This is a genomic window from Roseateles sp. P4_D2 (assembly GCF_056401875.1).
The window spans coordinates 274,152-287,661 of sequence record NZ_JBFUIM010000007.1 but is presented as its reverse complement, the minus strand read 5'-3'; the positions used below and the strand labels follow the sequence as shown (position 1 = coordinate 287,661).

Genomic DNA, 13,510 nt, shown 5'->3' with positions numbered 1-13,510 from the left:
AGGTGGCTATTCACCGCCGCACTTCAGCTGCGGTAATTGTTCAGCATCGGATAGCGCCTTGCCACGAGCGCAAACAGGGTCGCGGCCACGAGCGCGAAGCCGGCGAAGAAGAACATCAGGCAGGCGGTCTCGCTGTAGCCGGTCGACTTGATCGCCTGCAGTGCCGCCGGGCTCTTGATGCTGACGTTGGACAGCAGCACCCACAGGTTGCCGATGGTCACCGACAGGCTCCAGAAGCTCATGATCGTGCCCTTCATGGACAGCGGTGCCTGGCTGTAGGCGAACTCCAGCCCGGTGGCCGAGACCAGCACCTCGCCCAGCGTCAGCAGCGCATAGGGCAGCATCTGCCAGACGATGCTGACCGTCGTGCCTTCGTCCAGCCACAGCTGCAACACGCCGGCGACGATCCAGGCCGCACCCGCCAGCGCGATGCCTGCGCCCATGCGGCGCAGTGCCGTCACCTGCAGGCCCATGCGTTGCAGCGTGGGATAGAGCACCAGGTTGTTGAAGGGGATCAGGATCATCACCAGCGCCGGGTTCAGCGCCTGCATCATGGACGACTGGAACCAGGCGGGCTTGGCCATCTGATCGGCCTGCAGCACCCAGGTCGAGGCCTTCTGGTCGAACAGCGACCAGAACGGCGTGACCAGCGCGAACAGCACCAGCACGCGCAGCACGCTACGCACACCGTCGACAGCCTCGTCCGGATGCACGCCGCGCGCGCGCTCCAGCTGCATCGCCGCGCCCACGCCGCCAAAGCCCATCACCAGCACGAGGGCCAGGCAGACCGCCGGCACGAGGCCCAGGCCATCGATGCGGCTCAGCGAGTAGGCCGCACCAACGAGACCAAGCGATGCCACGGCGGCGCCAGCGCCGCCGGCCTTCAAGGCCGTCCAAACCACCTTCAAAAAGCTGTGCGGATTGGCGCCGCGCGCCGGCTGGTGCACATACTTCTTGCGGCCGCTCCACAGGATGACGGTGGCGGCCAGCATCAGCAGACCCGGCAGCGCGAAGGCGACGCTGGCGCCATAGTTCTTCAGGATGAGGGGCATCAGCAGCGACGCGAAGAAGCTGCCGAAGTTGATGATCCAGTAGAAGGCGTCATAGACCTTCTGCGCCAGCGTCCGGTTGCTCTTGTCAAACTGGTCGCCAACGAATGAACTCACCAAGGGCTTGATGCCGCCCGAGCCGAGCGAGATCAGGAACAGGCCGAAGTAGAAGCCCCGGATGTTGTCGTCGAACAGGGCCAGGCAGGCATGCCCCGCGCAGTACACGGCGCTGAACCAGAAGATGGTCGGGTACTTGCCGAAGAAGCGGTCGGCCAGCCAACCGCCCAGCAGCGGGAAGAAGTAGACGCCGATGACGAAAGTGTGGAACACCTCCTTGGCCTCGGCCTTGCGCAGGTCCTCGGGAATGGCCAGCAGCAGGCTGGTCATCATGAAGACCGTCAGGATGTTGCGCATGCCATAGAAGCTGAAGCGCTCGCATCCCTCATTGCCGATGATGTAGGGGATCTGCGGCGGCATCTTGGCCGCGGGGCTTGCCGCGGTGGCGGCGTCTGCGGTGACAGTGGTCGTCATGGGGGCCTCGGAGTTGGGGCTCTGAAAAAGAGAAACGCCGCCCGGCTTGTGGCCGAGCGGCGTTGGAGGGTGGGATCAGCCGACCCGAATCATGCCTCGAAAGGCAGCTTCACCTGGCTGAGATCCTTGCGGGTTTCCACGAGCACCAGCGGGCCCTCGTCGACAACGGCGACCGCTGCCGGCTCGCGGCCCAGCGGGGCCGGTGCGGGCTCGGCCGCGATGGCGGCCTGCACAGCGGCGATCTTGTCGGCGTCGGAGTTGACCCATTGCAGGCCGGCACCTTCGGCGATGGATTGAAGCTCGCCCATCGGCAGCTTGAAGGCTTGGACAACCGGCGCCGGGGCCGGCGCAGGTGCAGCGACCGGAGCCGGCGCGGCGGCCACGGCTGCGGGCGCCTGGACCGGTGCGGCGGCATTGGCCATCGCGTCTTCGATCAGCGAACTCTGCATCGGCGCGGCGGCCGAAGCGGCCTCCTCGCCAGCAGTGGCTTCCTGGCCTTCGACGGCACCTTCCTCACGGCGGCCTCGGTTGCGATTGCGACCGCCGCGACGGCGGCTTTCGCGGCCATGGCCCTCGGCGTCATCACCTTCGACGGGCGGCGTGGTTTCGGCGCCTGCGTCAGCAACAACTTCAGCCGGTGCTTCGACGCCGGCTTCTGCCGTGCCTTCGGTGCCCGTCTGATCGTCGCGCTCGCGGCCACCACGGCGACGGCGGCGGCCACGGCCCTGGCGCTCTTCACCGGCCGGCGTGTCGCCAGTCGGAGGCAGGGCGGCTTCGGCCTGGCTGTCGACAAAGGCCGGCGGCGCGTCGTGGACGGCGGCCAAGTCTTCGCTCAACGGCGCGGCAACCGGCAAGGCGGCCACGGTCTCGACCGGCGGGCGCTCCTGGCGCTCGCCCCGTGGGCGGCGCTCACCACGCTCCGGGCGGTCACCACCGCGTTCGGTGCGCTCACCACGTTCAGCACGCTCACCACGTTCGGTGCGCTCGCCGCGCTCCGGGCGTTGCTGCTGTTCAGGCTTGTCAGCGCCTTCGGCGCGCGGCTTGCGGTCACCGCGTTCGGCACGCTCACCGCGGGCTTCCTGCGGCTTGCCATCGCGGCGGCCACCTTGGCCACGCGGCTCGTTGCGCTCACCGCGTTCGCCACGCTCGCCGCGCTCACCACGGCGGCCACCGTCGCGGCGGCCGTCACGGCCACCTTCGCGCTTGGGCTTGTCCGTTGCGGCGGGCGCCGCTGCGGGCGCCTGGACAGCAGGTGCCGGGGCCGGCGCGGCATCGCCACCGCCGAAGAAGCTGAACAGGCGGCTGAAGAAGCCCTTGGCCTGCGGTGCTGGCGGCGGGGGCGCAACGACGGGCGCCGGTGCGGGCGCGGCCGCGACGGGCTCGGGCTTCGGTGCGGCGACCGGCGCGGGCTGCTCGGGCAGGATGCCCTTAATGACCGGCTCCTGCTTGTTCTTCTTCTCGACGTCGCCGCGACGCGTGATGCCGACCTCGTCGGTCGGCTCCTCGATCATCGTGTAGCTGGCCTGCAGGTTCTCCAGGCGCGGGTCGTCGTGGCGCAGGCGCTCGAGCTTGTAGTTCGGCGTCTCGAGGTGCTTGTTGGGCACCAGCAGCACGGTGACGCGCTGCTTGAGTTCGATCTTGGTGATCTCGGTGCGCTTCTCGTTCAGCAGGAAGGAGGTCACTTCCACCGGCACCTGCACGTGCACGGCGGCGGTGTTGTCCTTCATGGCCTCTTCCTGGACCATGCGCAGGATCTGCAGTGCCGAGGACTCGGTGTCGCGGATGTGGCCCGTGCCGTTGCAGCGCGGGCAGGTGATGTGGTTGCCTTCGCTGAGTGCCGGGCGCAGGCGCTGGCGGCTCATTTCGAGCAGGCCGAACTTGCTGATGGAGGCGAACTGCACGCGGGCGCGGTCCTGGCGCAGCGCGTCGCGCAGGCGCTGTTCCACGTCACGGCGGTTCTTGCTCTCCTCCATGTCGATGAAGTCGACGACGATCAGACCGCCCAGGTCGCGCAGGCGCATCTGGCGGGCGATTTCGTCGGCCGCTTCGAGGTTGGTGCGGGTGGCCGTCTCTTCGATGTCGGTGCCGCGGGTCGAGCGGGCCGAGTTGACGTCGACCGACACGAGGGCTTCGGTGTGGTCGATGACGATGGCGCCGCCGGACGGCAGGTTCACCGTGCGGCTGAAGGCCGTCTCGATCTGGTGCTCGATCTGGAAGCGGCTGAACAGCGGTGCGTCGTCGCGGTAGCGCTTCACGCGATGGCCCTGGTCGGGCATCACGTGGTTCATGAACTGGCTGGCCTGCTCGTACAGGTCGTCCGTGTCGATCAGAATCTCGCCGATGTCCGACGTGAAGTAGTCGCGGATCGCGCGGATGACCAGGCTGGATTCCTGGTAGATCAGGTAGGCGCCCTTGCCGCCCTTGGCCGCGTCATCGATCGCGGTCCAGAGCTTGAGCATGTAGTTCAAGTCCCACTGCAGCTCGGGCGCCGTGCGGCCGATACCGGCGGTGCGTGCGATCAGGGACATGCCCTTGGGGTACTCGAGCTGGTCGAGGTTTTCCTTCAGCTCCTCGCGGTCCTCGCCCTCGATGCGGCGCGAAACGCCACCGCCGCGCGGGTTGTTGGGCATCAGCACCAGATAGCGGCCGGCCAGGCTGACGAAGGTGGTCAGCGCCGCGCCCTTGTTGCCGCGCTCTTCCTTCTCGACCTGGACCAGCAGCTCCTGGCCTTCCTTGATCGCGTCCTTGATGGTCGCGTTCTTGACGTCGGTGCCCTCGCGGAAGAACTGGCGCGAGATTTCCTTGAACGGCAGGAAGCCGTGGCGGTCCTCGCCGTAGTCGACGAAGCAGGCTTCGAGCGAGGGCTCGACCCGCGTCACGACGGCCTTGTAGATATTGCCCTTGCGCTGCTCGCGGCCTTCGATTTCGGTCTCGAAGTCCAGCAGCTTCTGGCCATCAACGATCGCGAGGCGCCGCTCTTCCGGCTGCGTCGCATTGATCAGCATGCGTTTCATGTCATCACTCCTCTCGCGCCGGGCGGCTTGTCAGCCGCCGCGAAACGCGCACGTTCATCGCGCCGCCAAGCCAAAGCGCTGGCGGCTAAAGATGCACGGGCAATGACTCGAGAACCGAGGAAGGAATCGCCCTGGACCGAAAGCGCGGCCGACCGTGGGGGTCAGCGCGCAGTTGGCGTTGGCGCGTGCGCCGCAGCAGCGGTCATGCGAGCCGAGCCGCCGGCTCCCGCGCGCACCCGCCCGGCAACAAGCCGGGGCAGGGCGGCCACACCGGGATCTAGCCGGGGCCGCAGAGGTGCGTGTGGGGGGAGGGGCATGCTCATCTGCATGGGCTGCTGGACGCTGGTGACAGCTCGCGCGGCCCGAAGGCCAGGTGCTCTGTCGCCATGGAAACCTTGTTGTCTGCGGGCGCCGGGTTCCTTGAAACAATCAAGGGCAGCGGGGCTCGCGGGTTCTTGTGTCATCGCTCTGCCGCGTCGGGCAGCGGGCCGTTCACTCACTCGGGGAGGAAACCTGCCGGCCGTCTTTCGCGTTGCATCGCCTGTGGCCGCCAGGGCTGTGCCCCGTCGGCCACACGTTACCGCCGCTAAAATCAAACAAATCAAATACTTACGGCAGCAACGTGGTGAAAAGGATTATAGGGGTAGGCCAAGTGCCACCCGACACCACGCAAACCCCTGCCACGGCGCCAGCCGTGCGCCGGGTCACGGTGGACGAAGGCTCCGCCGGGCAGCGCTTGGACAACTTCCTGCTGCGCGAACTCAAGGGTGTGCCCAAGACCCACGTCTACCGCGTCATCCGGGCCGGCGAAGTGAGGGTCAACAAAGGCCGGGCCCAGGCCGACACCCGGCTGGAAATTGGTGACGAGGTGCGCATCCCGCCGGTACGCCTGCCCGAGCGCCCGGCTCAGCCCGAGGCGCCGGCGCGTGAGTTTCCGGTGGTGTTCGAGGATGAGCACCTGCTTGTCATCGACAAGCCGGCCGGCGTGGCGGTGCATGGCGGCTCGGGCGTCAGCTACGGCGTCATCGAGGCGCTGCGCCGCTCGCGGCCGACGGCCAAGTTCCTGGAGCTGGTGCACCGCCTCGACAAGGAAACCTCCGGCCTCTTGATGATCGCCAAGAAGCGCAGCGCGCTGGTGGCACTGCAGGATCAGCTGCGCGAGCGCGAGACGGGCAAGACCTACGCCGCCCTGGTCTGGGGCGAGTGGCCGGCCAAGCTCAAGGTCATCGACGTGCCGCTTGTGAAGTTCGTCGGCGGCGACGGCGAGCGCTGGGTGAGGCCGGGCAAGGCGGATGAGGAAGGCGCCAAGCGGTCGATCAGCCTGGTGAAGGTCGTCCAGCGCACGCCGCATTTCAGCCTGCTGGACGTGACCATCAAGACCGGCCGCACCCACCAGATCCGCGTCCACCTGCAGCAGGCCGGTCACGCCATCGTCGGCGACCCCAAGTACGGCGACTTCGAGCGCAACCGCGAGCTGGCGCGTGGGCGTGCCAAGTTCGACCGCATGTTCTTGCATGCGCGAAAGCTGCAGTTCCAGCATCCGGCGACGGGGGAGACGGTGACCTGCGAGGCGCCATTGCCTGCCGATTGCCGAAGCCTGGTGGACAGTGCCGCATGAAGTTGTGGCGGGCGCTTGAGCGGTTGGGCCGGGCGGCCTTCATCGTCGCGACCTCTCTGGGCGGCTCGTGGGTGGCCGCCATGACGATCATGCCGCCTGCGCCCATTCCCCTGCAATTCGAAGCGCGCACCGATCGACTGACACGCGACGGCCTTGTCGCCCTGAACGAGTTGGCGGTGCGTGCCGCGCAGTGCCCGGCGAACGAGCTGGCCCTGCACTTGTCGCCGGCCAAGAGAGCGCAGACGGCGCTGGCCAAGCGCCGCGTGGCAACAGTTCAGAAGCGGATGGAGCAGTTGGGGCTGAAGCTGGCGGTCGAGATGAAGCCGTTGCGCAATGGGCAGGCCCGCCCCCGGCACCGCGACACGCTGTTGGCGGATGTGGGCACCGCCGACGACGTTTGGTGCGACCTGCGAGCGGGATCGCAGGCATTCGCCTGGGCCGAGGCAATGGGGCAATACGTCGAGGGCGCCGAGCCGAGGATGCCGGCCTTCTGGCAGCGCTTGTCCAAGCAGGGCAGGTCGGGCCTCGCAATGCCTCTGGCGGTCGCGGCTGTTTGCGCAGGGCCCGGTTGTACGCGGCATCCGGAGCTCTACCATTGGTTGGCCGAGCAGTCCCTGCGGGATGCGTCGATGCAAACTCGGCGTTGGTGGTTGCTTCAGCTCTGGGCGCGTGCCGAGGACGCCGCGGTGGAGCGATTTCGGCAGCGCTGGGGCCTTGCGCCTTTGACGCTCCAAGAGCGAGCCGGCCATGCGCACGAATTGGCTGCTGGCGGCCTGCCGTGGGCGGTGATCGAGCAGCGATTGCGCGAACCCGGGGTGATGTCCTACTTCGGTGAGCAGCCAATGATCCTGGGCGGGCCTGGGCCGCATTGGCTGTTGGGCGTGGCGACCCAGCAAGGCCAGCTCGATGCTTTTGACCGGCTCATCGAAGCCGCCGGGCCGGCCAAGGGCTGCTTCGTCATGGCAGCCTTCTGGGAAGCAGGCGGGGATCAGGAGCAATTCGAGGCGTGGAGGCCGCATTTCGCAAGCTGGGCGCGCGGCGCCACCATGCCATATCAGCCGAAGGGTTCTCCCGTCAGCTGCAATCCCGTCGCCGCAGTGCTGAGAGAAGCCTTCTGCACTGGCAATGCGGCCGATGTGGCAGCGCGCTACGAAGCCATCTGGGACATCCTGCTTGAGGCCGGCGTGACACTCGAATCGCCCGCAGTCCGGCTGTTCACCGAACCGGCCGCCGAAGGCGCCCGTCAGCCTTGCCGGCTGGAGCCGATCCCCGGTTATGCATCTCGCTTGCGCCAAGTCGAGCGCCCCTGAGTCTCAAGGCGAAAGCCCGAACATCGACAATCCCTTCATGACCTCCCGCCCGCAACAATTCGACCTGATCGCCTTCGACTGGGACGGCACCCTGTTTGACTCCACCGCGCTGATCGCCCGCTGCATCCAGCGCGCCGCCGTCGACATCGGTCTGCCTGAGCCCGGGTTCGAGAACTGCCGCTATGTCATCGGCCTGGGCCTGCGCGATGCCCTCGAGCATGCCGTGCCCGGCCTGGCCGCCGAGCGCTACCCCGAGCTGGGCCTGCGCTACCGCCACCACTACCTCGCCTCGGAGCACGAACTCTCGCTGTTCGAAGGCACGCTGGAGATGCTGGAGGCCTTGAAGGCGCGGCACCACTGGCTGGCCGTGGCGACCGGCAAGAACCGCGCGGGCCTGGACCGCGTGCTGGCGTCAAGCGAACTGGGTCATTTGTTCGACGGCACGCGCACAGCCGACCAGACGCGTTCCAAGCCGCATCCGCAGATGCTGCTGGAGCTGATGAAGGAGTTCGGCACCGAGCCCGAGCGCACGCTGATGATCGGCGACACGACGCACGACCTGCAGCTGGCCATGAATGCCGGTGTGCCCTGCGTCGCGGTCAGCTTTGGCGCGCATGACCACGAGACCTTTGCCGAGTTCAAGCCGCTCTTCGTTGCGCACTCGACGCGCGAGCTGCACGACTGGCTGATCGCACATGCCTGAGCCCGAAGCCGCGCCGCTGCAGCGCCTGTGCGCTTCGGCCGAACTGGTGGAGCGCGGCAAGGCCGTCAGCTTCGACGTCATCCAGTGGCGCGAGCCGGTGCGAGCCTTCGCGCTGCGTTTCGACGGCAAGGCGGTCGCCTACCTGAACCGCTGCGCCCATGTGCCCACCGAGATGGACTGGCAGGAAGGCGAGTTCCTGGACAGCGACAAGCGCTTCATCATGTGCAGCATCCATGGCGCCGTCTACGAACCATCGACCGGCCAATGCGTCATGGGCCCCTGTAACCGCGGCCGCTTGACGAAGATCGACCTGACCGAGCGCGATGGCGAGGTCTACTGGCACCCGACCCGGGACACCAAGCCCGCTTTTGAAGATTGATATGAGCAGCACCTCTGACGACTCCCTGCCTCCCCCGATGCCCGAGCCCGTCGGCGTGCCGGTACAGCTCACGCCGCAAAACGAGACGCTGCTGGCCCAGCTGGCCCGCGACTTCCTGCGTGAGCGCCGGCTGGAGCGGCGCTGGCGCACGGTGTTCCGGCTGTTCTGGTTGCTGCTCGCGGCCCTGCTGGTCTACAGCTTGTGGCTGCAGGGCAAGCACGTGACGCCGTCGACGACGCCGCACACCGCCCTGGTCGAGGTGCGTGGCGAGATCGCCGCCGACACCGAGGCCAGCGCCGAGCAGTTGCTGGCCGCGCTGAAAGACGCCTTCAAGGACGACGCGGCCCAGGCCGTCGTGCTGCGCATCAACTCGCCCGGTGGCAGCCCGGTGCAGGCCGGCATCGTCTACGACGAGATCAAGCGGCTGAAGAAGCAGTACGACAAGCCGGTCTATGCCGTCGTCGAGGAGATGTGTGCCTCCGGCGCGTACTACATCGCCGCAGCGGCCGACGAAATCTATGTCGACAAGGCCTCGGTCGTCGGCTCCATCGGCGTGCTGATGGATGGCTTTGGCTTCACCGGTTTGATGGAGAAGGTCGGTATCGAGCGCCGCCTGCTGACTGCCGGCGAGAACAAGGGCATGCTGGACCCGTTCAGTCCGGAGAACCCCAAGCAGCGCGCCTACGCGCAAGCCATGCTGGACCAGATCCATCAGCAGTTCATCGCCGTCGTGCGCGAAGGCCGCGGCAAGCGGCTCAAGGAGACGCAGGAGACCTTCTCGGGCCTGTTCTGGAACGGTGAGCAGGCCGTCAAGCTGGGCCTGGCCGACCACTTCGGCAACCTCGACTATGTGGCCCGCGAGGTCGTCAAGGCCGAGGACGTCATCGACTACACGCCGCGCGAGAACGTCGCTGAGCGCCTGGCCAAGCGTTTTGGCGCGGCCATGGGCGCCGGTGCGGTGAAGGCACTGAAAGAGATGGCGCCGATCCGCTGATCGGGCAACAAAAAGGCCGCAGCCATTGCGGGCTGCGGCCTTGCGCGGAGCGCTGATGCGCTTACTGCGTCTTGGTTTCGGTCTTGGCAGGCATGTCGCCGGTCTTGGCGGCAGCGTGCTTCTTCGCATGGTGCTTGGGGGCGTGCTTGGCAGCGCTGGCTGCATCGGCCGGCGTGGCGGCGACTGCAGGCGTGGCGGCGGTGGCCGGTGCGGCCTTGGTAGCCGGCGTTGCCGCCGTGGCGGGTGTGGCAGCGGTGGCCGGCGTGGCAGCCGGAGTCTGGGCCAGGGCCACGCCCGAAGCGAGCGTGATGAGGGCAGTGGCGATCGTGGTCTTCAGCGTGTTCATCTTGAGGGCTCCAAGGTGGTTCGGGGATTTCGGTTCGGCTTGCGCAAGCTTGGGGTGACAACGACGCCTCGCCCGGCATCGTTGACCACGTTGCAAAGCCTTACACCGGCAGAATCGGGCGCATGAACACCGCATCCCACTTCGACTGGAGCGCTGGCTATTCAAGCCGGCGCAGCCCGCTGTTCGCGCGCAACATCGTCTCGACCTCGCATCCACTGGCGGCCCAGGCCGGGTTGCGCATGCTGCAGGCGGGCGGCAACGCGGTCGATGCGGCGATCGCGACGGCGGCCTGCATGACGCTGGTCGAACCCTGCAGCAATGGCCTGGGCTCGGATGCGTTCTGCATCCTGTGGGACGGCAAGCGGCTGCATGGCCTGAACGCATCCGGCCCAGCGCCGGCGGCGTGGACCTCGTCATTCTTCGGGGGGCAGGTCATGCCCAAGCGTGGCTGGGGCTCGGTGACCGTGCCTGGCGCCGTGGGCGGCTGGATGGCGCTGAGCGAGCGCTTCGGCAAGCTGCCGTTCGCCGATCTGATGCAACCCGCCATCGAGATCGCCGAGCGCGGCTATGCGGTGCCGCCGATCGTGCAGGGCAAGTGGGCCATGGCGGCGGCGTTGAGCGAGCTCACATCGCAGCCCGGCTTTGCTCGGGCTTTTCTGCCGCAAGGGCGAGCGCCCGAGGTGGGCGAGCTGTTTCGCTTTCAGGAAGCGGCGCGCAGCCTGAAGCTGATTGCGGAGTCCAAGGGCGAGGCGTTCTACCGCGGCGAGATTGCGCAGGCGCTCGTTCGATTTGCGGGCGAGACCGGCGGCGCGCTGACCGAGGCCGACCTGGCGGGCTATCAGCCTGAGTGGGTTACACCACTGGCGAAGGACTTTGCGGGCCATACGTTGCACGAGATCCCGCCCAACGGCCAGGGCATCGCCGCACAGATGGCGCTGGGCCTGCTGGCGCATTGCAATGTGACGGCGCACGAGGTCGACAGCCCCGAGGCCCAGCATCTGATGATCGAAGCGATGAAGCTGGCCTTTGCCGACGTCTACCGCTACGTGGCCGAGCCCGGCGCGATGACGGTCAGCGCGGCCCAGTTGCTCGATCCCGGCTACCTTGCTTCGCGCGCCAAGCTCATCGACCCGCAGCGCGCCCAGGCCTTCGGTGCCGGCAACCCCATCAAGGGCGGCACCATCTATCTGACCGCGGCCGATGAATCGGGAATGATGGTCAGCTTCATCCAGAGCAACTACATGGGCTTCGGCTCTGGCCTGGTGCTGCCGGGCTATGGCATCAGCCTGCAGAACCGTGGCCATTGCTTCACGCTGGAGGCCGGCCACCCCAACCAGGTCGCACCGGGCAAGCGGCCCTTCCACACCATCATCCCGGCCTTCCTGACGAAGGACGGCGCGCCCGTGATGAGCTTCGGCGTCATGGGCGGCAACATGCAGCCGCAGGGGCATCTGCAGACGCTGGTGCGCATGCTCTGCTACGGCCAGAACCCGCAGGCTGCCTGCGATGCGCCGCGCTGGCGCTTCAACGAAGGTTTGTCGATCAACGTCGAGCTGCACATGCCGGCGGCGACCATCGAGGCGCTGCGCGCGCGCGGCCATGAGATCGGCGACATCCACGACAGCTACCAGGACTTCGGCGCCGGCCAGTTCATCTGGCGGCTGGGTGATCCGGGTGTCGAGGGCTATGTGGCGGCCAGCGATCCGCGGCGCGATGGCGCGGCCGTGGGCTACTGAAGTGGAGGTCTTGCGCCTGAACCCCGGGGACGACCTGCGCGGCGCGCTGGAAGGCCGCACCGGCTTTGTCGTCGCCGGCATCGGCAGCCTCGTTCATGCGCAATTGCGCTTCGCTGGCGAACCGGAGCCGACCACCATCGCCGGGCCGCTCGAAATCCTGACGCTCAGCGGCAGCCTGACGCCCGATGGCGCGCATCTGCATGCCAGCGTGTCCGATGCGGCGGGTCGCGTGTTCGGCGGCCATGTGTGTGCCGGCTGCGAGGTGCGCACGACGGCCGAGTTGCTGATTGAGTCGCTGCCCACCGGCTCGCTGTCGCGCGAATTCGATTCGGCCACGGGCTACACCGAGCTTGTCGTCCGCAAGCCATGACTGCCGGCACGCGACACCGCGCGGCCGCGCTGCTAGCATGCAGCGCATGACCAAGTTGCTCGACCTCGACTGACGCCCCTGCGCGTCGTTTCATCCCGGCGGGGCTGACCCGCCCGTCGAGTCCTGTCGGAGCCTCCAGCGTCATGTTCTCCAAGTTTTTCACCCTCGCGCCCGGCGACCTGCTGCGCGATGCGATCTACCGGCGGCTGTGGTCGTCCATCCTCATATCCTCCCTTGGCGGCCAGGTCACCATGCTGGCCCTGCCACTGACGGCCGCCGTGCTGCTCAACGCCAGCCCCACGCAGATGGGCCTGCTGCAGGCGATGGAGATCCTGCCCTTCGTGCTGTTCTCGCTGCCCTCGGGCGTGCTGCTGGATCGCATGCGCAAGCTGCCGGTCTATGTGGCGGGTGAGACCCTGCTCGCCTTCGCGGTGGCCACGGTGCCGCTGGCCGCGTGGATGGGTTGGCTGGGCATGGGCTGGCTGTATGTCGTTGGTTTCGTATTGGGCACCGTGCACACGACGGCTGGCAGCGCCGCGCAGATCGTGCTGACCCAGGTGGTGCCACGCGAGCGGCTTGTCGAGGCGCATGCCAAGAACGCCTTGGCCGGTTCTGGCGCCGAGGTCGTCGGGCCGGGCCTGGCCGGCGTGCTGATCAAGCTGCTGGGCGCTCCGCTGGCCTTGGCCGTGGATGCCGTGGCCCTGCTCGCGTCGGCAGTCATCCTGCGTGGCATCCGCGTGCAGGAGCAGCTGTCGGCCACGCGCGGCGCTTTCTGGCCCTCGTTGAAGGAAGGCCTGGCTTTCGTGCGCTCGCACAAGCTGCTCATCAGCCTGGCCACCGCCACCGGTGGCTGGCAGCTCTTCCACAACGCCGCCCTGGTCGTGCAGATCCTGTTTGCAACGCGCGAGCTGCAGCTCGCGCCGCAGACGGTCGGCCTGTCCTACGTCGCGCTGGGCGCCGGTACCGTGCTGGCCAGCATCTTCGGCCACCGTATCAGCCGCCGCATCGGCCCGGGGCCATGCCTGGTGCTGGGTTATGCGGCCTGCGGTGTCGGCTGGCTGCAGCTGGCGCTGGCGCCGGCGGGTCATCTGGGCGTGGTCAGCTTTGGCGTGATGCTGTTCGCCTTCGGCTTCGGTGCCGTGCTGATCTTCATCAACTTCCTGTCGCTGCGCCAGGCCGTCACGCCGGCGCCCATGCTGGGCCGCATGACGAGCACGATGCGCTGGCTCATCCTGCTGCCTGCCGGGCCGGGCGCACTGATCGGTGGCTGGCTGGGCGAGCACATGGGCCTGCGCTCGGCGCTGGCCTTCTCGGGCGTAGGCGCGTGCCTGCTGGCGGCCCTGGCCTGGCGTCACCCAGTCATCCGCGGCGTGCGCGAACTGCCCAAGCCGGTTGAAGTGGTGACAGCATGAGCCCCGTTCGGCCGCCCGAAGGGGCTCAGCTCCCGCCCGGCGGGACAG

General features: G+C 67.7%; 11 protein-coding genes. 8 read left to right on the top strand and 3 right to left on the bottom strand.

What is annotated here, in order from left to right:
* Positions 1 to 23: 23 nt before the first annotated feature.
* Positions 24 to 1,580: a POT-type proton-dependent oligopeptide transporter gene (locus tag AC1DW0_RS14995; protein ID WP_457355626.1), complete on the bottom strand. Its 1,557-nt coding sequence runs from the start codon at positions 1,578 to 1,580 to the stop codon at positions 24 to 26.
* 89 nt (positions 1,581 to 1,669) lie between these two features.
* Positions 1,670 to 4,594: an Rne/Rng family ribonuclease gene (locus AC1DW0_RS14990; protein ID WP_477946667.1), complete on the bottom strand. Its 2,925-nt coding sequence runs from the start codon at positions 4,592 to 4,594 to the stop codon at positions 1,670 to 1,672.
* 625 nt (positions 4,595 to 5,219) lie between these two features.
* Between AC1DW0_RS14990 and AC1DW0_RS14985 the strand changes: the two genes are divergently transcribed.
* Genes AC1DW0_RS14985 through sppA form a run of 5 tightly spaced genes read left to right on the top strand, consistent with a single transcriptional unit; the run spans position 5,220 to position 9,598 of the window.
* The gene (locus tag AC1DW0_RS14985; RefSeq protein WP_477946736.1) at positions 5,220 to 6,212 is read left to right on the top strand and encodes an RluA family pseudouridine synthase; all 993 of its coding nucleotides are present in this window, start codon (positions 5,220 to 5,222) and stop codon (positions 6,210 to 6,212) included.
* Positions 6,209 to 7,522, top strand: a complete 1,314-nt coding sequence (locus AC1DW0_RS14980) for a hypothetical protein (protein ID WP_477946665.1) — start codon at positions 6,209 to 6,211, stop codon at positions 7,520 to 7,522. The genes AC1DW0_RS14985 and AC1DW0_RS14980 overlap by 4 nt, the downstream gene beginning before the upstream one ends.
* A gap of 37 nt (positions 7,523 to 7,559) precedes the next feature.
* Positions 7,560 to 8,225: an HAD family hydrolase gene (locus AC1DW0_RS14975; protein ID WP_477946663.1), complete on the top strand. Its 666-nt coding sequence runs from the start codon at positions 7,560 to 7,562 to the stop codon at positions 8,223 to 8,225.
* Complete coding sequence (locus AC1DW0_RS14970) at positions 8,218 to 8,604, top strand: Rieske (2Fe-2S) protein (protein ID WP_457390598.1); 387 nt, start codon at positions 8,218 to 8,220, stop codon at positions 8,602 to 8,604. The genes AC1DW0_RS14975 and AC1DW0_RS14970 overlap by 8 nt, the downstream gene beginning before the upstream one ends.
* Position 8,605: 1 nt before the next feature.
* Positions 8,606 to 9,598 carry a signal peptide peptidase SppA gene (gene sppA, locus AC1DW0_RS14965; RefSeq protein ID WP_457390599.1) on the top strand — a complete coding sequence of 331 codons (993 nt, stop codon included), beginning with the start codon at positions 8,606 to 8,608 and terminating at the stop codon, positions 9,596 to 9,598.
* A 61-nt stretch (positions 9,599 to 9,659) separates the two neighbouring features.
* Here the strand turns inward: sppA and AC1DW0_RS14960 are convergent, their stop codons facing one another.
* Positions 9,660 to 9,944 (bottom strand): hypothetical protein, encoded by a 285-nt coding sequence (locus tag AC1DW0_RS14960; RefSeq protein WP_082533018.1) that lies wholly within the window; start codon positions 9,942 to 9,944, stop codon positions 9,660 to 9,662.
* 122 nt (positions 9,945 to 10,066) lie between these two features.
* Between AC1DW0_RS14960 and AC1DW0_RS14955 the strand changes: the two genes are divergently transcribed.
* The 3 genes from AC1DW0_RS14955 (at position 10,067) to AC1DW0_RS14945 (ending at position 13,462) form a co-directional block, all read left to right on the top strand.
* Complete coding sequence (locus AC1DW0_RS14955; RefSeq protein WP_477946660.1) at positions 10,067 to 11,680, top strand: gamma-glutamyltransferase family protein; 1,614 nt, start codon at positions 10,067 to 10,069, stop codon at positions 11,678 to 11,680.
* Positions 11,658 to 12,050 (top strand): PPC domain-containing DNA-binding protein, encoded by a 393-nt coding sequence (locus tag AC1DW0_RS14950; protein ID WP_477946658.1) that lies wholly within the window; start codon positions 11,658 to 11,660, stop codon positions 12,048 to 12,050. The genes AC1DW0_RS14955 and AC1DW0_RS14950 overlap by 23 nt, the downstream gene beginning before the upstream one ends.
* A 143-nt stretch (positions 12,051 to 12,193) precedes the next feature.
* The gene (locus AC1DW0_RS14945) at positions 12,194 to 13,462 is read left to right on the top strand and encodes an MFS transporter (protein WP_457355610.1); all 1,269 of its coding nucleotides are present in this window, start codon (positions 12,194 to 12,196) and stop codon (positions 13,460 to 13,462) included.
* The last annotated feature ends 48 nt before the right edge of the window (positions 13,463 to 13,510 follow it).